Below are 24,244 nucleotides of genomic sequence, written 5' to 3' on the forward strand. Positions count from 1 at the left end.
CTTAAATTGCTACTAAATTGCGCTTGAGTTCCGTATTTTGGCGCTGCAGACTGAGCAACTGTGAGCGCTGAGCTGCAACAGCATCTTCTTTTTCCTGAAGAGCGAGAGTAGAAATGAATTGTTCTTGCTCCAATTGTCTATGCTTTTGCAATATTTTAATTGCGGCGTTGACGCGGCTTTTTTGAAGATCAACTTGCTGATTATTATGTGACAATTCATTTTTTAACATAACAATTTTATTTTTCAATCCATGCTGGGCTTGCTTGGCTAATAATTGACTGGCTTCTCTTGCTCTCTGTAAGCTTATACGGCGCTGCTCAAGAGATGTGGCGTGAATTTCTCTCAAGGCAATAATTTTGCCACCATTTACTTGACTGCGTTCGTCACTAAGAACAAACAAAATATCGCCTTTGCGAACATGCTGCCCTTCTTCTACCCGGCGCTCCGAAACCATTCCTGCAATAGGTGGTATAATTCTCACCAGCCCATTCACTGGAAGTAATGACCCAGTTGCTGTGGCACGTTTCGTGTACGAGCCTAGTACCAAATAGGCAGTTATACTAGCTACGATAAATACGGTACAGGCCACAAATATCCAGCTTGATACTGGACGGATTAATATGACAGATCCGTGTTTATGTTCAGCCCTTGCATTCAAAACTTCTTTTCGAAACAATCTGACCTCCATTATTATAAGCTTATGATTTTACGCCATCGCCACGAGTGAAACATTGAAGAAACGACTATAGCATACAGACAAGAATTTAAATTTTTACCTTTTATCTTATTCTTACAAAAATTTGAATTTATTACGATATTTAATGTTTTTTTGAGTGATATTAATTAACTTAAGACTGGTTGTCCTATAGTACAATGATATTGATTTTCGTTACAATTTTCATGTGCGAATATTGGTAAGCCATTTTCCATGCTGTTGTAATAACACAACATTAATCATCCCGACCTATGCCAATCGACCCAAGCTAACAGCCCCGCCTCTTCTCCCCCAAAAGCACACCTCCCCCTCCGCCAACTGGCCAGCCTTGACCCAGGATAAGGCCGCCACTCAGAGGCGGTCTTACAGTCCCCGCTTGCTCCATCACGAGGACTGCAACCATGGAACTGATCGCGCCCGCCGGCAATCTGGCGGCGTTGAAAGCGGCGGTGCTGGCCGGGGCCGATGCGGTGTATCTGGGCCTGAAAAACGCCACCAACGCCCGCAATTTTGCCGGGCTGAATTTCACCGAGGCCGACATTGCCCAGGGCGTGGCGTTTGCCCGCCAGCATGGCTGTCAGGTGCTGTTCGCCATCAACACCTTTGCCCAGCCTGGCCGTGCGCAGGCGTGGCGCGCGGCGGTGGACGCCGCCTGCCGGCTGGGTGCGGATGCGCTGATTCTGGCCGACCCCGGCGTGCTGGCCTACGCCCGCCAGCGCTACCCGCAGCAGCGCCTGCATTTGTCGGTGCAGGGCTCGGCCACCCACGCCGACGCCATTGAGCTGATGCGCGAGCAGTTTGGCATCCAGCGCGTGGTGTTGCCGCGTGTGCTCACCGTGGCCGACATCGCCCGCTTGATTGAAAAAACCCCCGTCGAAGTGGAAGTGTTCGGCTTTGGCAGCCTGTGCGTGATGGCCGAGGGGCGTTGCCTGCTGTCCAGCTTCGCCACTGGCGATTCGCCCAATAATCGCGGCGTGTGCTCGCCGGCGCATGCGGTGCGCTGGCAGCAGCGCGATGGCCAGATGGAGGCGCGCTTGAACGGCCTGCTGATCGACCGTTACGCACCGGACGAACCGGCCGCCTACCCGACCTTGTGCAAGGGCCGCTTTAGCGTAGAGGGCCGGCGCGACCATGCGCTGGAAGAACCCACCAGCCTGAATGCGCTCAGCCTGCTGCCGCGCCTGGCGGCGATTGGCGTGCGCGCCATCAAGATTGAGGGCCGCCAGCGCAGCCCGGCCTATGTGGCGCAAGTGGTGGCCACCCTGCGCGCGGCGCTGGACGCCGCCCAGGCCGCGCCAGCGCGCTATCAACCCCATCCCGACTGGCAACACACGCTGGCCCGCCACGCCGAAGGCAGCCAGACCACGCAGGGAGCGTTTGAGCGACCATGGAAATGACCCCACCGTTTCTCATCACCCTGGGCCCGCTGCTGTACTACTGGCCACGGCAGACCGTGCAGGCGTTTTACCGCGAGGTGGCCGCCAGCGCGGTGGACGTGGTGTATCTGGGCGAAACCGTGTGCCTGCGCCGCCATGTGCTGCGCCCGGCTGACTGGCTGGAGATCGCTGCCGAGCTGGCTGCCGCCGGCAAGCAGGTGGTGCTGTCCACGCCAACGCTGGTGGAATCCGGCGCGGCGATTCAGCTCACCCACAAGCTGGCCGGCCAGGATAACTGGCTGGTGGAGGCCGGCGACCTGGGCGCCATCCGCGCGCGCGGCGGCCGGCCATTTGTGGCCGGCCCGCACCTGAACGCCTACCACGGCGACACCCTGCGCTGGCTGGCCGGCCTGGGCGCCTGCCGCTTTGTTGCCCCGCTGGAGCTCAACCGCACCGACCTGGCCGCGCTGCTGGCGGAAACCCCGCCCGGCCTGCAATGCGAGGTGATGGTGTGGGGACGCATGCCGCTGGCGTTTTCGGCGCGCTGCTTCACCGCCCGGCATTTTGACCTGAGCAAGGACGATTGCGTCTTCCGCTGCATCGAGCACCCGGATGGCCTGGCCATGCGCACCCAGGAAGACAGTGAATTCCTCACCCTGAACGGTGTGCAGACCCAATCCGGTGCCGTGCTGGATTTGCTGGATCAAGCCAGTGAACTGGCGCAACTGGGCGTGGCGGCGCTGCGGGTCAGCCCGCAATCACAAGGCACGCTGCAAGCCATCGCCGCCCTGGCCGCCGTCCGCGCCGGCCAGCCGGTGCCCAGCGTCATGTTGCCGGCGGGCATTGGCCGCTGCAATGGCTATTGGTGGGGCGAATCCGGCAACGTGTGGCGTGAACGCTGAACGCGGCATGCTTCGCCGCCAACAGAAACATGCCGCCGACACCGCCACGTCTGGCGACAGGCAAACGGCAACGCGGCATGTCTCGCCGGCGCCACGGGTTGCACGCGACCCCGTGATTTCCAATCCAGAACGCGCCACAGCGTGGCGTCGTCGCTCAACAAATGGCGGTCAACGCAATTTTATCGTTGGCGCGCCGTGGCCCCTGGCCTGGGCCCCCGCCTGCGCGGGGGCGACGTGGTGGAGGGGTGGCGCACGGCAAAGCGCCGATTGCGCCATCCGCTGTCCGTTGCGCCCCACCCCGTCATTTGCGCGCAGGCGGAAATCCAGATGCTGGCCATGTGTGCTGCCGGCGGGATGCCGCAAAGGATCCGCCGCCGCCCCACCCGATTCATGTCAAGGAGCTCACCTCATGTCTGTAGCCACTTTCGGCGCCATCGTGCCGCCGGTTTTGCTGTCTCCCCCTTTGTGCGCCGTGCTGGAGCTGGCCCGTCTGGGCCGCTGGCTGCAACCGCCGGCTGAGCTGGAAGGGCGCAGCGTGGCGCTGACGCTGACCGACCTGGGTTTGCGCCATGGCCTGTGTTGCCGCCAGGGGCGGTTTCGGCCGCATGGCGTGGCCGACGCCGAGCTGAGCCTGTCGGCCAGTCTGGCCGATGTGTTGCAGCTGCTGGCTGGCCAGGTGGATGCTGACACCTTGTTTTTTCAGCGCCGGCTGGCGATTGCCGGCGACACCGAGCTGGGCCTGGTGGTGAAAAACTGGCTGGATGCGCAAGAGCGCCCGGCCTGGCTGACCCGGCTGGCGGCGCGCTGGAGCCCAATGTGAGCGCGCCAACCGCCCCAGCGGACAAACCGCTGGTGTACGCCTGCTCGGGTTGCTCGAATGTCGCCCAGTTGGCCAATCAGCTGGCGGTGGCGCTGGACCGCAGCGGCGAGGCGCAGATGTCGTGCATCAGCGGGGTGGGCGGCGGCGTGCCGGCGCTGGTGAAGCTGGCGCAAAGCGGGCGGCCGATTCTGGCCTTGGATGGCTGCCCGCTGGCCTGCTGCCAGGCCTGTCTGGCCCAGGCTGGGGTGACGGCGGATCGGCATGTGGTGCTCAGCGAGCTGGCCATCCGCAAGCGCCATGGCCGTGAGTGCACGGCTGACGAGCATCAGCAGGCGGCGCACGCCGTGCGCGCCGCGCTAGCGCAGCTGGCGGGCGGCGCTTTGCCCACTGTTGGCGCAGGGCTTGATGGCCATCAAGCAAACACAAAATGCTGAGTTTTTCTAAGCAATAAACACAATATGTAGTGTTATGATCCCGTCCATCATCACTATCTGGAGGGTCGCGCCATGCAATCGGTGCGCAAACGGGATGGCAGCCTTGCCGTGTTCAACCGCCGCAATATCGTGCGCGCCATCGCCGCCGCCGGCCGCGCCAGTGGTGAGTTTGATCTGCCGCTGGCCGAGGCGCTGACCGACCAAGTGCTGGCCCAACTGGCCGCCGACAGCTGCCCGGATGTGGAAACCATTCAGGATCGGGTGGAAGAAACGCTGGCGCACGCCGGCCACTGGCGCACCGCGCGCGCCTATGTGGTGTACCGCGAGCAACACGCCCGCCTGCGTCAGGATTCGCGCAGTTGGGTGGATGTCGAGCACTGCATGAACGAATACCTGGAACAGCGCGACTGGCGGGTGAACGCCAACGCCAACCAGGGCTACAGCCTGGGCGGGCTGATCCTGAACGTGGCAGGCAAGGTCACCGCCAATTACTGGCTTAGCCATGTGTTTCCGGCTGAAGCCGGCCAGTCGCACCGTGCAGGGGATTTGCACATTCACGACCTGGACATGCTGTCCGGCTACTGCGCCGGCTGGTCGCTGCGCCAGCTGCTGACCGAGGGCTTTAACGGCGTGCCGGGCAAGGTGGAAGCCACCCCGCCACGGCATATGTCCGCCGCCATTGGCCAGATCGTCAATTTTTTGGGCGCGCTGCAAAACGAATGGGCCGGCGCCCAGGCGTTCAGCTCGTTTGACACCTATATGGCGCCATTCATCCGCCTGGACGCCATGAGCTACGCCGAGGTGCGCCAGTGCATGCAGGAGCTGATCTACAACCTGAACGTGCCCAGCCGCTGGGGCACGCAAACCCCGTTCACCAACCTGACGTTTGACTGGCGCTGCCCGGCGGATCTGGCCGAGCAAATCCCCTATATCGGCGGCGAAGAATGCCCGTTCAGCTACGGCCAGCTGCAAGCAGAAATGGACATGATCAACCGCGCCTACATCGAAGTAATGATGGCCGGCGACGCGCGTGGGCGGGTGTTCACCTTCCCCATCCCCACCTACAACATCACCCGTGATTTTCCCTGGGATCACCCCAACACCGACTTGCTGTTCGCCATGACCGCCAAGTACGGCCTGCCGTATTTCCAGAACTTCGTGAACTCCGACCTGGAGCCGCACATGGTGCGCTCGATGTGCTGCCGCCTGCAGCTGGACCTGCGCGAACTGCTCAAGCGCGGCAACGGCCTGTTTGGCAGCGCCGAGCAAACCGGCTCGATTGGCGTGGTGACCATCAACTGCGCGCGGCTGGGCTACCTGCACGCCGGCGACGAAGCCGCGCTGCTGGCGCGGCTGGACACCCTGCTGGCCCAGGGCCGCGACGTGCTGGAGGTCAAGCGCAAGGTGGTGCAGCGGCATATGGACCAAGGCTTTTACCCTTACAGCAAGCGCTATCTGGGCAGCCTGCGCAACCACTTCAGCACCCTGGGAGTGAACGGCGTCAACGAGATGATCCGCAACTTCAGCCATGACCGCGACGACATCACCACCGCCGCCGGCCACGCCATGGCCGTGCGCCTGCTCGACCACGTGCGCGCCCGCATTGCCCAGTTCCAGACCGACACCGGCCACCTGTACAACCTGGAAGCCACGCCAGCCGAAGGCACCACTTACCGCTTTGCCCGCGAAGACCGCAAGCGCTGGCCAGCCATCCTGCAGGCCGGCACCGATGCCCAGCCCTATTACACCAATAGCTCGCAACTGCCGGTGGACTACACCGACGACCCATTTGCCGCACTGGAACAACAGGAACAGCTACAGGGCAAGTATACCGGCGGCACCGTGCTGCATCTGTACATGCACGAGGCGGTGTCATCGGCACAGGCATGCAAAACCCTGGTGCAACGGGCATTAACCCGTTTTCGCCTGCCTTACCTGACCATTACCCCGACTTTTTCGATTTGCCCAACCCACGGCTTTTTGTCTGGTCGTCATGAATTCTGCCCCCAGTGTGATGCGGCGCTGCTGGCGGCCTGTTGACACCCGGATAAAATGGCCATGCCCGCGCCCCATCCCTCACCCGTTTTCACCCAGGAGATTGACCATGTTGTTTACTGCTTCCCCTACTGCTCACCCGTTGCCGCTGGCCGCAGATGACCCCCGGCGCACCCGCTGCGAAATCTGGACACGGGTGATGGGCTATCACCGCCCGGTCAGCTCGTTCAACACCGGCAAACAGGGTGAATTCCATCAGCGGCAGTTTTTCCGTGAACCTGCTGCCCGCTGACCCGCTGCCGTGGCCGCCTGCGCCCATGGCACAGGCCCACGCGGCAATTGGCGGCGTCACGCCATTCTCCAGCGTGGACTGGCCAGGGCAACTGGCGGCGGTGGTGTTTATTGCCGGTTGCCCGTGGCGCTGCCACTACTGCCATAACCCGCATTTGCAACAGCGTCAGGCCAGCCTGAGCTGGGCAAGTGTGCACGACTGGCTGCCCAGCCGGCGCGGCCTGCTGGATGGTGTGGTGTTTTCTGGTGGCGAACCGCTGAGCGAGCCGGCACTGGCCAGCATGCTGGCCGACGTCAGGGCGCTGGGGTTTGGCACGGCCTTGCACACTGCCGGCATTTACCCGCAGCGGCTGGCGAGCGTGCTGGATACGCTGGACTGGGTGGGGCTGGATATCAAGACCGACGCCGCCGGCCACGACGCGCTAACCGGCAAGCCGCGCAGCCACTGGCCGGTGGGCGTTAGCCTGGCCATGCTGCTGGAATCCGGCTGCGCGTTTGAATGCCGCACCACCTGGAGCCCACGCTGGCTGCCGGAATCCCGGCTGCTGACGCTGGCCCGGCAACTGGCCGACCGGGGCGTGCGCCATTATGCGGTGCAGGACTACCGGTCGGCACCAGGCCAGCCCGCCGAGGGTGCGCTGAGCCTAGTGGCCCAGCAGCAACTGGCGCAGTGGTTTGAGCGGTTTGTCTATCGGCAGTGACAACGCCATGCCTCGGCCTGGCTGCAAGACCAATTGCTCAAGCTATCAGGGGACTGACGGAAAAAAGCACGGTTTCCGCCAGTTCGGGGATGCAGAACTGCGCTGAACCGGGCAATCAATTATTTGGCCAGTTTCATCGCTTTTTTCAGCTCACGCAGCATGGTCAGAGGGTAGAGATCGGATGTGCCTACCTCGGAGGGGCGCGGCACCGGCGCAGTGGTCGCCATCCGCTGCACTACGCCCATTCTTCCTACAGCCTGTCCCGCATCCGGTAATACAGCATGGCCAGCACCAGCGCCGGGGTGCGCAGCCAGCGTCCGCCAGGAAAGCTGGCGTGGCGGAAGCGGCTGAACAGGGCAAAGCGTTGTGGTGTGCCGCAGATGGCTTCGGCCATCAGCTTGCCGGCTAGGCCGGTCAGCGCCACGCCGTGGCCGGAGAAGCCCTGGGCAAACCACAGATTGCCTGGCAACTGGCCAAAGTGTGGCGCGCGGCTTTGGGTGATATCGACAAAGCCACCCCAGCCGCTGTCGATGGCCACGTCGGCCAGTTGCGGAAACACCTTGAGCATGTCGTGGCGCATGGCGGCCTGCAGATTGGTCGGCGGCAGGCCGGAATAGCTGACCTTGCCGCCAAACAGCAGGCGATGGTCGGCAGACAGGCGGAAATAATCCAGCACAAAATTGCTGTCGCACACCGCCACCTGGCCGGGAATCAGCGCTTGCGCCCTGGCCTGGCCCAAGGGCGCGGTGGCAATCATATAAGTGCCCACCGGCATGATTTTCGCCGCCAGGCTGGGGGCCAATTGGCCGATATGGCTGTTGCACGCCAGCACCACATGGCGGGCGCGCACCTGGCCGTGTTCGCTGTGCACCACGCTGGGTGTGCCGGGGTGGATGCGCAGCGCCGGGCTGTGTTCGTACACGCGCACGCCGGCGTTCACCGCCGCAGCGGCCAGGCCAAGCGCGTATTTCAGCGGGTGCAGTTGGCCGCAGCCGGGGTCGTACAGTCCGCCAATATAGCGCGGCGACGCCACCAGGCTGGCCACTTCGTCCTGCTCAATCAGCCGGTAGGCGCTGTAGCCGTAGTCCTGGGCGGCGCTGGCCTGCCAGCGGGCCAGCTCGTGCATCTGCCGGGGTTTCAGCGCGGCGTGAAAATAGCCCCAGCGCAGGTCGGCGTCGATCTGGTAGCGGGCGCAGCGCTCGCCTACCAGGTGTACGGCTTCCACGCTCATGTCCCAGATGGCGCGGGCGGCGTCGGCACCCAGCTGGGCGCGTACACTGTCCATGCCACAGGCGATGTCGGTGAGCACCTGGCCGCCGTTGCGCCCGGACGCCGCCCAGCCCAGTCGCGCGCCTTCCAGCAGCACCACGTTCAGCCCGCGTTCGGCCAGCTCCAGCGCGGCAGACAGCCCGGTGTAGCCGCCGCCCACCACGCACACATCGGCGTCGAGGGCGTCGTGCAGCGGGGCAAAGGTGGGGCCGCTGGCGGTGTGGTGATACCAGGAGTCGATATGCTCGTGGTGGGCAAAGTCGAGTAATCCCATATCGGCTCCGGGTTCAGGCGGCTGCGGCCAGCGCGGCGCGGCGTTTTTCCTGGTGCAGCATGATGCGGTTGGCAGCAATCACCAGCACGGCTACCACCAGCACGGTGAGCGTGCCCAGCGCGTTGATTTCCGGGTTCAGCCCCAGCCGCACGCGGGAAAAAATCAGCTGTGGCAGCGTGGTCGAGCCGGGGCCGGACAGGAAGGCGGTCATCACCAGGTCGTCCAGCGACAGGGTGAACGCCAGCAGAAAGCCGGAGGCAATAGCCGGCAGGATCAGCGGCAGGGTAATCACGAAAAAGATTTTCAGGGGCCGTGCGCCCAGGTCCATGGCGGCTTCTTCCAGCGAGCGGTCCATTTCTACCAGCCGCGAGCGGATCACCACGGTGACGTAGGCCATGCACAGGGTGACATGGCCAATCCAGATGGTCAGCACGCCGCGCTCTTCCGGAAAGCCAAACCACTGCTGCATGCTGACAAACAGCAGCAGCATGGACAGGCCGGTAATCACTTCCGGCATCACCATCGGCGCAGTCAGCATGCCGGCAAACAGGCTTTTGCCGCGAAACGGGCCAAAGCGTGCCAGCACCAGCCCGGCCATGGTGCCCAGCACCACGCTCATGGCGCTGGCCAGCAGCGCCACTTTCAGGCTCAGGCCAAATGCGGCCATCACCGCTTCATCTTCAAACAGGGTGACGTACCAGCCCAGGGAAAACCCCGACCAGACGCTGACCAGCTTGGAGGCATTGAACGAGTACACCACCAGCACCACAATGGGCAGGTAGAGAAATGCCAGCCCGCTGCCCAGCGACAGCCGGCCAAACCAGGACATGGAAGATGTGTTCTGCATGGCAGATTCCTCAATACAAACACCAGGCCGGCCATCCGGCTGGCGCCGCCGTCCCTGGCCGCACGGGCCAGGGGCGGACGATTAATGACGGGCGGCCCGCGCCAGGGCTTTTTCTTCGCGGCGGTGCAGGTAGATGATCGGGACAATCAGCAGCGCCAGCATCACGCAAGTCACCGCTGCGGCCATCGGCCAGTTGTTGTTGTCAAAAAACTCCATCCACAACACCTTGCCGATCATCAGCGATTCCGGCGTACCCACCAGCTCGGGGATGACAAACTCGCCCACTGCCGGGATGAACACCAGCATGGCCCCGGCGACAATGCCGTTTTTTGACAAGGGCAGCGTCACGGTGACAAACGCGCGCCAGGGGCGGCAGCCCAGGTCGGCGGCGGCTTCCAGCAGGCGGCCATCCAGCTTCACCAGGTTGGAGTACAGCGGCAGGATCATGAACGGCAGGTAGGTGTACACCATCACCAGCTGCACCGAAAACGCGGTGTGCAGCAGATGCAGCGGCTGGTCGATCACCCCCAGCGCCAGCAGCAGGGTGTTGATCAGCCCTTCGTTGTCGAGCAGGCCCATCCAGGCGTACACCCGCACCAGAAACGAGGTCCAGAACGGCAGCATCACCAGCATCAGCAGGGTGTTGCGCTGGGTGGGGGCGGCGCGGGCAATGGCGTAGGCCATCGGGTAGCCCAGCAGCAGGCAGAACAGCGTGGTGACCAGCGCCACTTTCACCGAGCCCAGGTAGGCATCCAGGTACAGTGGGTCGTCGAAGATAAACCGGTAATTGCCCAGGTTCAGCGCAATATTCAGTACGTCTTCGCTCTGGCTGAGCAGCGCCCGGTAAGGTGGGCTGGCAATTTCCACTTCGGAAAAGCTGATTTGCAGCACAAACAGGAAAGGCAACAGAAAAAACAGCCACAGCCAGCCATACGGCAGGCCAATCACCAGGGTGCGCCCGGCGGGCAGCCGGTGGCGCAGGGCCTGCCAGCGGGCGGCCCAGGCGTGCAGGAGAGGTGTGTTCATAGTGTCAGCACCACCGCGTCGTTATCGGCCCAGCTTACGTACACCGCTTCTCCCCAGGTGGGGGCGGTTTCTTCGCGCCAGCGGGTGGCCGGCACGCTGGCCTTGATCACTTTGCCGCTGGCCAGCTGGATGTGATAAATCGAGAAGCCACCCAGGTAGGCAATGTCTTGCACTGTGCCGTGGTCGTGGTTGCAGCTGCCGGCAGGTTCGCTGCGCGACAGGCCCACCCGCTCGGGGCGGATTGACACCCATACCGGCATGCCCAGCGTGCCGGTGATGCCATGGCCCACGTAAACCGGCAGGCGCAGTTCGCTGGCCCCCACTTCTACATGGTCGGCTTCATCGACAATCACCTGGCCACTGAACAGATTGGTTTCGCCGATGAATTCAGCGGTGAAGCGACAGTTGGGCCGTTCGTAAATGTCGTTGGGGCTGGCCACTTGTAGCAGCTGGCCTTCCGACATGATGCCCACCCGGCTGGCCATGGTCATAGCTTCTTCCTGGTCGTGGGTGACCATGATGCAGGTCACGCCCACTTGCTCGATCATGTTCACCAGCTCCAGCTGGGTTTGCTGGCGCAGTTTCTTGTCCAGTGCGCCCAGCGGCTCGTCCAGCAGCAGGAGCTTGGGCCGCTTGGCCAGGCTGCGCGCCAGTGCCACGCGTTGCTGCTGGCCGCCGGAGAGCTGAAACGGCTTGCGCCGGGCGTACTTGCTCATTTGCACCAGCTCGAGCATGCGCGCCACGCGTTCCTGCACCTCGCTTTTTACCAGATGGTCTTGCTGCAGGCCAAAGGCGATGTTCTGTTCCACCGTCATGTGCGGAAACAGCGCATAGCTCTGGAACATCATATTGATTGGCCGCTCGTAGGGCGGCAGCCGGGTGACATCCTGGCCGTCGAGAATGATGCGTCCGGAGGTGGGGGTTTCCATGCCGGCCAGCATGCGCAGCAGGGTGGATTTACCGCAGCCGGAGCTGCCCAGCAGGGCGAAGATTTCGTTTTTGGCAATGCTCAGATTGACGCCGTTGACGGCAGTGTGCTCGCCAAACTGTTTGACCACATCGACAATCTGCAAATACGGTTTGGCGCTATCCGCCAGCGGGGGAGCCATGGTCATGAGTGAGTGTCCCTTGTCAAGCCGGCCACCCGTCTGGGGTGGCCGCAGGCAGAGTAGTGGTTATTTCCGGGTTTTGATTTCAGTCCACAGCCGGGTTTGCAGGCGTTGGGTCTTGGCTTCTACGGGCAGTTGCAGGAAGCTCACCGCCTGGATGGCCGGGGTGGGGTAGATCGACGGGTCTTTCAGGATTTTGCTGTCAATCAGCGCACGGGCAGCGGCGTTGGGCGAGCCAAAGGTCACGGCCTTGGCATTGGCGGCGGCCACTTCGGGGCGCAGGATGTAATTGATGAAGGCGTGGGCGTTATCGACGTTTTGCGCGTCTTTCGGGATAACCATGCTGTCCATCCACATCATCACGCCATCCTTGGGGGCCAGCACCTTGATTTCCTGGCCGCCCTTGGCTTCTTCGGCACGGCGCTTGGCAATGTTCAGGTCGCCACCGTAGCCCAGCGCCACACAGATCGAGCCATTGGCCAGCTCATTGATGTAGCCGGACGAACTGAAGCGGGTGATGGAGGGCCGGGCTTTTTTCATCAGCTCGCCAGCGGCCTGCCAGTCGGCGTCGGTGTGGCTGTTCGGGTCGCGGCCCAGGTAGTGCAGCGCCATCGGCAGCACTTCCGACGGGCTGTCCAGCACGGAAATCCCGCAGTTTTTCAGCTTGGTCGAGTATTTCGAGTCAAACAGCAAATCCCAGTCATTGGCCGGCATCGGCTCGCTGCCCAGCGCCGCCTTCACCTTTTTTACATTGATGGCCAGGGTGTTGATGCCATAAAAATACGGCACGGCGTATTGATTGCCCGGGTCGAATTTATTGGCCTGGGTCAGCACGGCGGCGTCCAGGTTTTTGTAGTTGGGCAGTTTGGTCTTGTCGATTGGCTGATAGACCTTGGCTTGCAGCTGCTTGGCCAGAAAGGCGTTGGTCGGCACCACGATATCGTAGCCGGAACGCCCGGTGAGGATTTTGGCCTGGAGCACTTCATTCGAGTCGTACACGTCGTAACGCACCTGAATGCCGGTTTCCTTTTCAAAGTTCTTCACCGTATCCGGGGCGATATAGTCCGACCAGTTATAAATATTCAACACCTTGCCGGCGGCCATGGCCGGTGAGGTGGACAGGCCCAGCAGCCCGACAGACAGGGCGGTCAACAGCAGTTTGCGCATGGTCATTCCCTTTGTAGTGTGGAGTGGTGCAGTTACCGTGGTGGCGCAGCCCGCCCGCCAGCCGTGTTGGCCGGCTGGCGGGTCGGGATCAGGCCAGATAGCCCAGTTCGCGAGCCAGCTGGTCGATGCATTGGCGGGCGCGGGAGACAAACAGCTCGGCTTCGGCGCGGCTCATCACCAGCGGCGGCGCAGCAATCAGGCTGTCATGCACGGCGCGCATAATCAGATTATTGGCAAAGCAGATGTCGCGGCCACGCAGCGCCAGTGCGTCGCCATTGGCAAAGCGCTTGCGGCTGGCCTTGTCTTCCACCAGGGTGAGGGCAAAGAAATAACCCAGGCAACGCACGTCGCCCACCAGCGGGTGGTCGTCAAAGGCGGCATGCCACAGCTGGTGGACATACGGTGCCATCTCGTCGCGCATGCGCTCGATGATGCGTTCGTTTTTCAGGATGCGCAGGTTCTCTGCCGCCACGGCAGCGGCCACCGGGTGGCCGGAATAGGTAAAGCCGTGGTTGAAGTCACCGGCTTCAATCAGCACCTTGGCCACCTGGTCGTGCACCAGCACGCCGCCAATCGGCAGATAGCCCGACGACAGGCCCTTGGCGATGGTCATCAAGTGCGGGCGGATACCAAAATACTGGCTGCCAAACCACTCGCCAGTGCGGCCAAAGCCACAGATCACTTCGTCCGCCACCAGCAAGATGCCGTACTGGTCGCAAATGCGCTGGATTTCCGGCCAGTAGGTGGACGGCGGGATGATGATGCCGCCGGCACCCTGCACCGGCTCGCCAATAAAGGCAGCCACGTTTTCCGCGCCCAGCTCAAGAATTTTGGCTTCCAGCGCGCGCGCGGCTTTCAGACCGTACGCTTCCGGACTCAAGTCACCGCCATTGGCAAACCAGTACGGCTGTTCGATATGGACAATGCCGGGAATCGGCAGATCGCCCTGCTCATGCATATAAGTCATGCCGCCCAGCGACGCGCCACCGATAGTCGAGCCGTGGTAGCCGTTTTCGCGGGCAATGATGGTTTTGCGCTGCGGCTGGCCCAGGCTGGCCCAGTAGTGGCGCACCATGCGGATCACCGTGTCGTTCCCCTCCGAACCGGAGTTGGTGTAGAACACATGGTTAAAGCCTTCCGGGGCCACCTCGGCCAGCAGCGCCGACAGCTCGGCCACTTGCGGGTGGGTGGTTTTGAAGAAGGTGTTATAAAACGCCAGCTCGTTCATCTGCCGCGCGGCCACCTCGGCCAGTTCGCGCCGGCCATAGCCAATGTTCACGCACCACAGCCCGGACATGGCGTCAAAAATCTTGTTGCCTTCGCTGTCCCACACATACACGCCATCGGCGTGGCTGATCACCCGTGCGCCTTGCGCATTCAGCGCGGCGGCGTCCGAAAACGGGTGCAGATGGTGGGCGGCGTCCAGCGCCTGCCATTGCTGGGTGCTGCGCTGGCTGGCGCTGCGTTGAACCGGCTGGCGGGCTTCAATCACCATTGGGGCTAAAGACATGGGGTTCTCCTCGTCATGCTGGCCTGTGCGCCAGCGTGGGGCGCACAGGGCAAAAAATCAGGGTTTGGGGGTCAGGCCGGCTTACACATGCAGCAACAGGTATTTACGTTCCCACGGGCTGATCACCCTGGCGTATTCCACGTATTCGGCTTCTTTGACCGCGCAGTAGGCGTTGACAAAGCGCTCACCCAGCACCTTGGCCACCGGGGTGCAGGCTTGCAGCTGGTTGATGGCTTCATCCAGGCCACGGGCAAAGGCAAACGGCAGGCCGTAGGCGTCGCCGGTTTGCGGCTCGCTGGGCTGGCATTTTTCGGTCAGGCCTAGGTAGGCGCAGGCCAGGGTGGCGGCCAGGGCGATGTAGGGGTTGCAATCCACACCGGGCAGGCGGTTTTCAATACGGCGGGCTTCCGGTTTGGAGTACGGCACGCGAATGCCGCAGGTGCGGTTGTCGTAACCCCACTGCACATTGATCGGCGCGGCGTTGAAGCGCACCAGACGACGGTAGCTGTTCACAAACGGGGCAAACAGGGCAATCACCTGAGGCAGGTATTTCTGCATGCCGCCAATCGCATGCAGAAATGCCTCACTCGGGCTGCCGTCCGGGTTGGAAAACACATTCTTGCCCGAGAGCTTGTCTTTCAGGCTCATATGGATATGCATGGCCGAACCCGGCTCGTTTTCCATCGGCTTGGCCATGAAGGTGGCGTACATATTGTGGCGGATGGCCGCCTCGCGCACGGTGCGCTTGAACAGGAACACCTGGTCGGCCAGGTCCAGCGCGTCGCCATGCAGGAAGTTGATTTCCATCTGGCAGGCACCCACTTCGTGAATCAGCGTGTCGATGGCCAGGTTTTGCGCGTCGCAGTAGTCGTAAATGTCCTCGAACATATCGTCGTACTCGTTCACCGCATCAATCGAGTACGCCTTGCGCCCGGTTTCTGGCCGGCCAGTGCGGCCCAGCGGCGGTTGCAGCGGCAGGTCGGGGTCGCGGTTGACATCCACGATATAAAATTCCATTTCCGGTGCCACCACCGGCTCCCAGCCCATGTCCTCGTACAGCTTGAGCACGCGGCGCAGCACATAGCGCGGCGACAGTTCCACCGGTGTGCCGTCGCTGTTAAAGCAGTCGTGAATCACCTGTGCCACCGGGTCTTTTGCCCACGGCACCAGGCGGATGCTGTTGGGATCGGGCACCAGAATCATGTCCGGGTCGGTGGCCGGGGTGACATTCTCGGCAAACTCGCCGGTGACGGTTTGCACCAGCACGGCTTCTGGCAGGCGCATGCCTTCTTCTTCGCTGAACTTCTCACGCGGCACGATCTTGCCACGGGCAATCCCGGTAAAGTCCGGGGTCACGCATTCCACTTCGGTAATCTGGTGTTGCTTCAGCCATTCGCTCAATTGGGCCATGGTGAAATCCTCGTTGGGGGTTGTGATGCGGCACGCGCTGGTTCAGTTGAACTCAGCCGCGTGCATGTCGGCGCTGGCGACAGGCTTCGCCAAACGCCTGGAACAGCGCGCGTGACAGCGGATGTGCGTCGATCTGCCATTCGGGGTGCCATTGCACCGCCACGGCAAACGTTGCGGCATCGGCCACGCGGAATGCTTCAATCAGGCCATCCGGTGCCCAGGCCTCGGCCACCAGGCCTGCGCCCAGCTGGCGAATGCCCTGGCCATGCAGCGAATTGACCTCGGCCTGGGTGCTGCCCAGCGCCCGATGCAGCACGCCGTCCTCGGCCAGGGTCAGCGCATGCGCCAGACCGTACTGGGCTTCCAGGGTGTCGCCCTGTTCGCGGTGGTTGAGCATGTTGGGCAGCGTGTGTACCGCCGGATGCAGGCTGCCGCCCAGGGCGACGTTCATTTCCTGCAATCCCCGGCAAATCCCCAGCACCGGCACACCTGCATCCAGCGCGGCGCGGATCAGCGGCAGGGTGGTGGCGTCGCGCTGCGGGTCGTTGAAATCGCCATCGCGTGGCGCTTCGCCGTAGTGGTGCGGTTCGATATTGGAGGGGCTGCCGGTAAACAGCAGGCCGTCCACCATCTCCAGCCAGTGCGCCAGCGGGGCATCGTCGCCCAGCGCCGGCAGCAGGATGGGGGTGGCACCGCACCAAGTGGCGGCACGCAGGTATTTCTCGCCCACCAGATGGAAAAACTGGCTGTCTTTCAGCCACCAGCGGCAGCAGGGCAAACCTATTACGGGAGGTGTCATCGTCATCATCGCTTGCATGGGTGTTGGCTTGCGCCCGCCGTTTGGGCGGGCAATTTCCCCCCGCTGCGACGGACTGTTTGCTCGGGGGTTTAGCGTGAAACCAGTCTAGCCGTGTTAAAAATAATTGACAAGACCTGTTAAAAATATTTTTATAGAGGCTGTGCAGGGGGAAAGGGTGTGCATCCAAATGGTGCCGCAGTGCAACATAATAGTGCGGAAACACAGGGTAAACCGGGAAATCGGGTATACTCCTGCGTCGGTGTCTGACACCGGGTTTCCGTCAACTATTCTTTACACTAGGCGTCAATTATTATGAACACTCAAGGGCTGCCATGGACATAGGCGCACGTCTCAAATTGGTGCGTGAGCGCTTTAGCCTGTCGCAGCGCGAGCTGGCCAAACGCGCCGGGGTTACCAATGCCTCGATCTCGCTGATCGAGCAAAACCGGGTCAGTCCCTCGGTCAGTTCGCTGACCAAGCTGCTGGAAAGCATTCCCATCACCCTGTCAGAATTTTTTGCGTTTGAGGCCCCGCCGGCCCAGCATCCGTACATCTTCAAACCGGATGCCCAGCCGGCCTTTCGCGGCGTGGATGGCTTGCGTTTTCTGGTGATTGGCGCTTCGGTGCCCAACCGGCAAATGCGCATGCTGCGCGAGCTGTACGCCCCTGGCGCGCACACCGGCGATGAGCCGATCGTGCATCAGCAGGGGGAAGAATGTGGGTTCGTGGTGCGGGGCACCATCGAACTCACCATTGATGGACAAGTCAACATCCTGACCGCCGGTGACGGGTATTATTTTCCCAGCACCTTGCCGCACCGTTTTCGCAATATGGGTCAGGAAGAAGCCGAAATTATCAGCGCCAATACCCCGGCCAGCTTTTGACCGGTGGTCAGCCACCACCGCCAGGCCAGCCGGCGGGTAGCGGCGCCCTAACGTGTGGAGAAACAGGATGACTCAACTGACGCTTGCCGACTGGCAGACCCGCGCCGCCGCCGTGCAATTTGAAGGCCGCGCCTTCATCAACGGCGCTTACACCGCCCCTGCCAGCGGGCGCAGCTTTCCCACCCGCAATCCGGCCACCCGGCAAATCCTCTGCCAGGTGGCCGAGTGCGCCGCCGCCGATGTGGACGCGGCAGTCAGCGCCGCCCGCGAGGCATTCAATCGCGGGGTGTGGGCCGATCAGGCCCCGATGGCGCGCAAGCGCGTGCTGCTGCGCTTTGCCGAGCTGATTCGCGCTCACCGCGACGAACTGGCGCTGCTGGAAAGCCTGGACACCGGCAAGCCGATTAGCGACGCCCGTGCCGTGGACGTGGCCGGCGCGGCGTACTGCGTGCAGTGGTTTGCCGAAGCCATCGACAAGGTGGGCGGCGAAGTGGCCCCGCTGGCGTCCAATCTGCTGGGCACCGTCACCCGCGAGCCGGTCGGCGTGGTGGCGGCAGTGGTGCCGTGGAATTTTCCGCTGCTGATGGCCAGCTGGAAATTTGCTCCGGCGCTGGCCGCCGGCAATTCGGTGATTCTCAAGCCGTCAGAAAAATCCCCGCTCACCGCCATCCGTATTGCCGGCCTGGCGCATGAAGCCGGCGTGCCCGCCGGGGTGTTTCAGGTGCTGCCAGGCGACGGCGAAGTGGGCAAGCTGCTGAGCCTGCATCTGGACGTGGACTGCCTGGCGTTTACCGGCTCCACCGGGGTGGGCAAGCGCATCATGGGCTACGCGGCAGAATCCAACCTCAAGCGCGTCTGGCTGGAGCTGGGTGGCAAATCGCCCAATATCGTGCTGGAGGACTGCCCGGACGTGGCCGCCGCCGCCCGCGCTGCTGCGGGTGGGATTTTCTTCAACCAGGGCGAAATGTGCTCGGCAGGCTCGCGCGTGCTGGTGCATCGCAGCATCTACGCCGAATTTGTGGCCGCCTTCACCGATGCCGCCCGTGCCTACACACCGGGCGACCCGCTTGACCCAGCCACCCGCATGGGGGCCATTGTTGATGATGTGCAGTACGAGCGCGTGCTGGGCTATATCCAGCTGGGCCGCAGCGAAGGCCGCTGCCTGCTGGGCGGCAATGGCGTGATGACCGAGCGTGGCTATTTCATCACCCCAACCATTTTTGAAGCCAGCCCGCACAGCCGCATCGCCCGCGAGGAAATCTTTGGCCCGGTGTGCACGCTGATTGTGTTTGACAGCGAAGATGAGGCCATCGACATCGCCAACGACAGCGAATACGGCCTGGCTGCGGCACTGTGGACCCGCGACGTCAGCCGCGCCCATCGCCTGTCGCGCCGCCTGCGCGCCGGCACGGTGTGGATCAACTGCTATGACGAAGGTGGCGACATGAACCTGCCGTTTGGCGGCTACAAGCAGTCGGGCAATGGCCGCGATAAATCGCTGCATGCGCTGGAAAAGTACACCGAGCTGAAAACCACGCTCTTGAAGCTGGGCTGAACGCCTGCCGCAGCGGCACTGCAAACAAGTTAGGGGATTGCCCGTCACGCGCTGGGAGGCCGTGACGGGTTTTTTTCGTCTGGGGTAAGTGAAGCACCGCCCTGCCGCCCGTGCTACCGAGGCATCTGCACGGAAAATACGTATTATTGCTATGGTATTTTTACGAATTGATTAGGATTGCCAGGAGGTCATCGCTGTACCGCCGCAGAACACCAGCCGGACGTGTCCGTGCTGCGGCCATGTATCGGCGGACAACCGCACCAGTCAGGCGAAGTTCGCTTGCGTGGAATGCGGCTTCGAGGAAAACGCCGATCTGGTCGGCGCGATCAACGTTCTAAGGGCGCGACACGCCCGGTTAGCCTGTGAAGTGAGCGGTGCAGTCATGCCGCCAGCAGCAGGAACCCGCCGAAGCGACTCAAGGAAGGCTCAATGCCGCGCCTGAGCGCCGTAGGAATCCCCCGCTTTAGGCGGGGGAGAATGTCAACCAAACGGCGTGTTTATTCCGGCCACAGGCATTGAAATTGCCGGTCTTCCCCCTATCTGGTGAAGGTCTTTCCCAACCCATTGAACAGAAGATCATGAGTACACAAAAGGAAACCCTCGGATTCCAGGCAGAAGTCAAACAGCTGCTTCAGTTGATGATTCACTCCTTGTATTCGGACAAGGAAATTTTCTTGCGCGAACTCATTTCCAATGCTTCCGACGCTGCCGACAAGCTGCGTTTTGAAGCGCTGGACGCCCCGGCCCTGTACGAGCAGGACGGCGAGTTGCGCATCCGCCTGAGCGTGGACCGCGAAGCACGCACGCTGACCCTGACCGACAACGGCATCGGCATGAGCCGCGACGAGGTGATCGAGCATATTGGCACCATCGCCAAATCCGGCACCCGGGCATTTTTTGAGCAACTGACCGGCGATGCACGCAAGGATGCCAACCTGATTGGCCAGTTTGGCGTGGGCTTTTACTCGGCCTTTATCGTGGCCGACAAAGTCACGCTGACCACCCGCCGCGCCGGCCTGCCAGCCAGCACCGGGGTGCGCTGGGAATCCGCCGGTGAAGGCGATTACACCCTGGAAAGCGTGGATGTCCCGGCACGTGGCACCCAGATTGTGCTGCACCTGCGCGAAGGCGAAGACGAGCTGCTGAACGACTGGCAGCTGAAAACCATCATCCGCAAATACTCCGACCACATCACCCTGCCGATTGAAATGCCAACGCCGGAAGTCACCGACGAAGAAGGCAAGCAAACCCAGGCTGCGGGCTGGGAAACCGTCAACAAGGCCTCCGCGCTGTGGGCGCGGGCCAAAAACGACATCAGCGACGACGAATACAAAGCGTTTTACCAGCATGTGGCCCACGACTACAGCGACCCGCTGGCCTGGACCCATGCCCGCGTGGAAGGCCGTCAGGAATACACCCAGCTGCTCTACCTGCCGTCGCACGCGCCGTTTGACCTGTACGACCGCGATGCCCGCCACGGCGTGAAGCTGTATGTGCGCCGTGTGTTCATCATGGACGACGCCGACAAGCTGATGCCGCAATACCTGCGCTTTATCCGTGGGGTGATCGATTCTGCCGACCTGCCGCTGAACGTCAGCCGTGAACTGCTGCAAGGCAACAAGGACATCGACGCCATCCGTGCCGGCTGCGTGAAAAAAGTGCTGGGCATGCTGGAAGACCTGGCAGACAACCAGGCCGACAAGTACGCCACCTTCTGGAAAGAATTTGGCCAGGTGCTGAAAGAAGGCGTGGGCGAGGACTTTGCCAACCGTGAACGCATTGCCAAGCTGCTGCGCTTTGCCTCCACCCAGGCCGGCAACGACGGCCAGACGGTCAGCCTGGCTGACTACGCAAGCCGGATGAAGCCGGAACAGGACAAGATTTACTATCTCACCGCCGACAGCTACACCGCTGCGCTGGCCAGCCCGCACCTGGAAGTGTTCCGCAAGAAGGGCGTGGAAGTGCTGCTGCTGACCGACCGGGTGGACGAATGGGTGACTTCGCACCTGAACGAGTTTGACGGCAAGAGCCTGGTCTCGGTGGCGCGTGGCGCGCTGGATCTGGGCGCGCTGGAAGACGAAAGCGAAAAAGCCAGCCAGAAAGCCAGCGAAGAAGCGATGAAACCGCTGGTGGATGCGCTGACCGACACGCTGAAAGACAAGGTCAAGGAAGTACGCGTTACCCACCGCCTGACCGAATCCCCGGCCTGCCTGGTGGCCGACGAGCATGCGATGAGCAGCCACCTGGAGCGCATGCTCAAGGCTGCCGGACAAAGCGTGCCCAGCAGCAAGCCGATTCTGGAGGTGAACCCGGAACATCCGCTGGTGCAAAAGCTGGACGCCGCCCGCAGCCAGGAAACCCGCTTTGCCGATCTGGCGCATATCGTGTTTGACCAGGCGCTGCTGGCCGAAGGTGGCCAGCTGGAAGATCCGGCGGGCTTCGTCAAGCGGATCAATGCGCTGATGCTGGAACTGGCCGCCTGAACCCTGCGATGCCCTGACTGGGCATTCTTGCAAAAAACTGCCGGCCCCGATAAAAGGGGCCGGCAGTTTTTTTATGCGTGCGGCTCAGTTAGGACGTGGCAGGGTTCAGGTCAGGTGCGCTGGCCCAGGGTGATTGCCACCACACCCAGCAGAATCAGCCCAGCCGCACCCAGCATGGCGGTCGTCAGCGTTTCACCCAATACCGCCACCCCCAGCGTCACCGCCACCAGTGGTGCCACAAAAGCAAACGTGGACACCAATGTCGGTGAAGTCACGCGCAATAGCCAGAAATACACCGGGTAGGCCAGCACCGTCACCACCAGCACCAGATAGCCCAGCGCCCAGGCGCTGTCTGCACTCACCGCCGACCAGCGAAATGCCTGCCACTGGCCGGTCAGCGCCGCCAGGCCAAGCAAGATCACGCCGGCCAGCAACATTTGCGCGCTCATCCCCCACCATACCTGGCTATAGCCGCGTCCGGCCCGACGAAACAGAAAACTGCCCCAGGCCCACGCCAGCTGGGCCAGCACCAGCACGGCCACGGCGCCCAGACGGTCACGGTCTTGCAAGACATCCAGCCGGCTGCCCAGCAGCGCGGCCATGCCCACCACACTCAGGCCCAGGCCAAACAGCACCACCGGTGCAGGCCGGCGTTCATTGGGCAGCAGAGATTGCAGCACCACGGTCCACAGCGGCAGCGAGGTACACACCAAGGCCGCCAGACCTGACGGCAGATGCTGCACGCCGTACACCATGGCCCCCTGGCCAATGCTCAGCATCAATACCCCGCCAATCACCATCAGCCGCGCATCATGCCAGCCCAGACGCATGCCGCCGGCGCGCTGCCAGGCCAGGCCAGCCAACAGCAGCCCGGCCAGCAAAAAGCGCAAACCAGCCAGCACCAGGCTGGGAAACCCGGCCAGCGCCAGATGGTTGGCCAGAAACGTGCTGCCCCAGCCCAGATACAACACGGCAAATCCGGCCAGCACGGCCAGAGTGTGGCGCGAGAGGCCCGGTGTGGCCAGCCAGGGCCAGAAGGGGCGGCGTAATGCCAGAGGATGTTGGGCGGACATGCTTTTCCCGATACATAAGGGTGAACTGTCAGCCATCGTAGCCGGAAGGTCAGCGGCAACCATCTGGATTGGGGGAGAATTGATTTGATTTGGCTATGGATCAGCGTGGCGCGCACGTTGGCAGCGCGGCGGTTTGATCGGCAGGGGCACAAAATGAGCCCGGCCTGCGCTTTATGCCTCGCCCAGCCCGTGCTGCACCAGCTTTTTATACAAGGTGGCGCGCGAGACGCCCAGTTGCCTGGCGGCAGCCACCACCCGGCCATGACAGGCCGCCAGCGCGGCCTGAATCATCTGTCGCTCGGTGGCGGCCAGCGCCTCGGCCAGGGTGTGCGGGGCCGGGGCCGGTGGGGCCGGGTTGGGCAGCAGCGGACGCAGCTCGGCGGTGCTGAGCGTGTCGCTGTCGGTCATGGCCACGGCCTGTTCCAGGGTGTTCCATAATTGGCGCAAATTGCCCGGCCAGCGCTGGCCGCGCAGCAGGGCCAGGCCGGCTTCGTCGATATCGCGCGGGCGGCTGGCGGTTTTTTCGCCCAGGCGGGTGAGAATGAACTCGCACAGGCTGGGCAGGTCGTCCAGCCGGTCGCGCAGCGGTGGCAGGGTCAGCGGCAGCACATTCAGCCGGTAATACAGGTCGGCGCGAAAACTGCCGTCAGCCACCCGGCGCGGCAGGTCGGCGCTGGTGGCGGCAATCACCCGCAGATTGACCGACAACACCCGGTTGCTGCCCAGCGGCTCTACTTCTTTTTCCTGCAGCACGCGCAACAGCTTGGCCTGCAGGCTCAGGGGCATGTCGCCAATTTCATCCAGAAACAGCGTGCCGCCATTGGCCAGCACAATCTTGCCTTCGCGGCCCTTGCGGTCGGCACCGGTGTAGGCACCTGCGGCTGAGCCAAACAGCTCGGCTTCCAGCAGGCTATCTGGAATCGCCGCCACATTGATGGCCACAAACGGCTTGCCGGTGCGGGCAGATTCGGCGTGAATGGCGTGGGCCAGCAGTTCCTTGCCGGTGCCGGTTTCGCCCAGCAGCAGCACGGTGCTGTCCTGCCGGGCGGCGCGGCGGGCGGCGCGCTTGAGCTGCTGCATCACCGCCGAATGCCCGACCATATCGGCCAGGGTGTATTTGTTGCTGCGCGCCAGCAGCAGCGCGCTGCGGGTGCAGCCCAGTTCGGCCTGCAGGCGGGAAAACTTGGCCAGCAGCGGCTGGATATGCTGGCTGCTCTCGTACAGCACAAAGCCCACCGCGCCCACCACCTGGCCTTGTTCGTCCTTGAACGGCACACGGGAAATCACAAAGGAGCGGTCGCGCACTGTCCAGATGTCGAGCAGGATGGGGCGACCGGTTTCCAGCACTTCCGGCATTTGCGAATGCGGGGTGAGCTCCAGGATATGCCGGCCCAGCGCGTCCTGCTGACGCGACAGGCCCAGGGCTTCCAGGTAGGGCTTGCTGATCCATACCACCTTGCTGTCCCGGTCCACCGCCACCGCGCCTTCGCAGTGCTCAATCCATTCGGCCAGCTGCTGGGAGATTTCCTTGCGCCAGAAGGTCAGATGGGCCAGAACATGCTCGGGGTCGGGGTGGGTCATGTTGCGCTCGCAAACGGATGTTT

The 24,244-nt window shown here is 62.5% G+C and carries 22 protein-coding genes; 11 read left to right on the top strand and 11 right to left on the bottom strand.

The genetic code is table 11. The features are described from left to right. Position 1: 1 nt before the first annotated feature. Positions 2–676, bottom strand: coding sequence for a biotin/lipoyl-binding protein (locus tag BXU06_RS02480; protein ID WP_171982084.1), 675 nt, complete (start codon positions 674–676; stop codon positions 2–4). 440 nt (positions 677–1,116) lie between these two features. Here BXU06_RS02480 and BXU06_RS02485 point away from each other — a divergent pair, with 440 nt between their 5' ends. From BXU06_RS02485 to BXU06_RS02515, 7 genes are all read left to right on the top strand, one after another. Then, positions 1,117–2,112: a peptidase U32 family protein gene (locus BXU06_RS02485; RefSeq protein WP_077296508.1), complete on the top strand. Its 996-nt coding sequence runs from the start codon at positions 1,117–1,119 to the stop codon at positions 2,110–2,112. Beyond that, positions 2,103–2,993, top strand: a complete 891-nt coding sequence (locus BXU06_RS02490; RefSeq protein WP_216352527.1) for a U32 family peptidase — start codon at positions 2,103–2,105, stop codon at positions 2,991–2,993. The genes BXU06_RS02485 and BXU06_RS02490 overlap by 10 nt, the downstream gene beginning before the upstream one ends. Positions 2,994–3,402: 409 nt before the next feature. Further along, positions 3,403–3,813 carry an SCP2 domain-containing protein gene (locus BXU06_RS02495; protein ID WP_077296510.1) on the top strand — a complete coding sequence of 137 codons (411 nt, stop codon included), beginning with the start codon at positions 3,403–3,405 and terminating at the stop codon, positions 3,811–3,813. After that, the gene (locus BXU06_RS02500) at positions 3,810–4,247 is read left to right on the top strand and encodes a putative zinc-binding protein (protein WP_077296512.1); all 438 of its coding nucleotides are present in this window, start codon (positions 3,810–3,812) and stop codon (positions 4,245–4,247) included. The genes BXU06_RS02495 and BXU06_RS02500 overlap by 4 nt, the downstream gene beginning before the upstream one ends. A 72-nt stretch (positions 4,248–4,319) precedes the next feature. Beyond that, positions 4,320–6,287 (top strand): ribonucleoside triphosphate reductase, encoded by a 1,968-nt coding sequence (locus BXU06_RS02505; protein ID WP_077296514.1) that lies wholly within the window; start codon positions 4,320–4,322, stop codon positions 6,285–6,287. Positions 6,288–6,351: 64 nt separating this feature from the next. After that, on the top strand, positions 6,352–6,534 hold the full coding sequence (gene nrdD, locus BXU06_RS02510) for an anaerobic ribonucleoside-triphosphate reductase (RefSeq protein ID WP_077296517.1): 183 nt from the start codon (positions 6,352–6,354) through the stop codon (positions 6,532–6,534). Then, positions 6,515–7,234, top strand: coding sequence for an anaerobic ribonucleoside-triphosphate reductase activating protein (locus BXU06_RS02515; protein WP_253189508.1), 720 nt, complete (start codon positions 6,515–6,517; stop codon positions 7,232–7,234). Before nrdD ends, BXU06_RS02515 begins: the two co-directional genes overlap by 20 nt. A 250-nt stretch (positions 7,235–7,484) precedes the next feature. On the opposite strand, the gene BXU06_RS02520 is transcribed toward BXU06_RS02515, so the two are convergent. From BXU06_RS02520 to BXU06_RS02555, 8 genes are all read right to left on the bottom strand, one after another. Continuing rightward, positions 7,485–8,777: an FAD-binding oxidoreductase gene (locus BXU06_RS02520; protein WP_077296519.1), complete on the bottom strand. Its 1,293-nt coding sequence runs from the start codon at positions 8,775–8,777 to the stop codon at positions 7,485–7,487. A 13-nt stretch (positions 8,778–8,790) separates the two neighbouring features. Continuing rightward, positions 8,791–9,624, bottom strand: a complete 834-nt coding sequence (locus BXU06_RS02525) for an ABC transporter permease subunit (protein ID WP_077296522.1) — start codon at positions 9,622–9,624, stop codon at positions 8,791–8,793. Between the two features lie 81 nt (positions 9,625–9,705). Further along, positions 9,706–10,650 carry an ABC transporter permease subunit gene (locus tag BXU06_RS02530; RefSeq protein ID WP_077296524.1) on the bottom strand — a complete coding sequence of 315 codons (945 nt, stop codon included), beginning with the start codon at positions 10,648–10,650 and terminating at the stop codon, positions 9,706–9,708. Beyond that, the gene (locus BXU06_RS02535; RefSeq protein WP_077302594.1) at positions 10,647–11,759 is read right to left on the bottom strand and encodes an ABC transporter ATP-binding protein; all 1,113 of its coding nucleotides are present in this window, start codon (positions 11,757–11,759) and stop codon (positions 10,647–10,649) included. The genes BXU06_RS02530 and BXU06_RS02535 overlap by 4 nt, the downstream gene beginning before the upstream one ends. Before the next feature lie 66 nt (positions 11,760–11,825). Next, entirely contained in the window at positions 11,826–12,926 is a 1,101-nt protein-coding gene (locus tag BXU06_RS02540; protein WP_077296526.1) for a polyamine ABC transporter substrate-binding protein, read from the bottom strand. Between the two features lie 88 nt (positions 12,927–13,014). Further along, on the bottom strand, positions 13,015–14,436 hold the full coding sequence (locus BXU06_RS02545) for an aspartate aminotransferase family protein (protein ID WP_077296528.1): 1,422 nt from the start codon (positions 14,434–14,436) through the stop codon (positions 13,015–13,017). 81 nt (positions 14,437–14,517) lie between these two features. Next, entirely contained in the window at positions 14,518–15,846 is a 1,329-nt protein-coding gene (locus tag BXU06_RS02550) for a glutamine synthetase family protein (RefSeq protein ID WP_077296530.1), read from the bottom strand. A gap of 52 nt (positions 15,847–15,898) precedes the next feature. Continuing rightward, the gene (locus BXU06_RS02555; protein ID WP_077302596.1) at positions 15,899–16,645 is read right to left on the bottom strand and encodes a gamma-glutamyl-gamma-aminobutyrate hydrolase family protein; all 747 of its coding nucleotides are present in this window, start codon (positions 16,643–16,645) and stop codon (positions 15,899–15,901) included. Positions 16,646–16,977: 332 nt separating this feature from the next. Between BXU06_RS02555 and BXU06_RS02560 the strand changes: the two genes are divergently transcribed. From BXU06_RS02560 to htpG, 4 genes are all read left to right on the top strand, one after another. After that, complete coding sequence (locus tag BXU06_RS02560) at positions 16,978–17,529, top strand: cupin domain-containing protein (RefSeq protein ID WP_077296532.1); 552 nt, start codon at positions 16,978–16,980, stop codon at positions 17,527–17,529. Between the two features lie 67 nt (positions 17,530–17,596). Next, entirely contained in the window at positions 17,597–19,084 is a 1,488-nt protein-coding gene (locus BXU06_RS02565) for an aldehyde dehydrogenase (RefSeq protein WP_077296534.1), read from the top strand. 190 nt (positions 19,085–19,274) lie between these two features. Continuing rightward, entirely contained in the window at positions 19,275–19,526 is a 252-nt protein-coding gene (locus tag BXU06_RS02570) for a zinc ribbon domain-containing protein (RefSeq protein ID WP_216352568.1), read from the top strand. A gap of 136 nt (positions 19,527–19,662) precedes the next feature. Further along, complete coding sequence (gene htpG / locus BXU06_RS02575) at positions 19,663–21,567, top strand: molecular chaperone HtpG (protein WP_077296537.1); 1,905 nt, start codon at positions 19,663–19,665, stop codon at positions 21,565–21,567. Between the two features lie 110 nt (positions 21,568–21,677). On the opposite strand, the gene BXU06_RS02580 is transcribed toward htpG, so the two are convergent. Next, complete coding sequence (locus BXU06_RS02580; RefSeq protein WP_171982086.1) at positions 21,678–22,640, bottom strand: EamA family transporter; 963 nt, start codon at positions 22,638–22,640, stop codon at positions 21,678–21,680. A 171-nt stretch (positions 22,641–22,811) separates the two neighbouring features. Then, the gene (locus tag BXU06_RS02585) at positions 22,812–24,221 is read right to left on the bottom strand and encodes a sigma-54-dependent Fis family transcriptional regulator (protein ID WP_077296541.1); all 1,410 of its coding nucleotides are present in this window, start codon (positions 24,219–24,221) and stop codon (positions 22,812–22,814) included. Between the last annotated feature and the right edge of the window lie 23 nt (positions 24,222–24,244).

This window comes from Aquaspirillum sp. LM1, from assembly GCF_002002905.1.
In the GTDB taxonomy this organism is placed as follows: domain Bacteria; phylum Pseudomonadota; class Gammaproteobacteria; order Burkholderiales; family Aquaspirillaceae; genus Rivihabitans.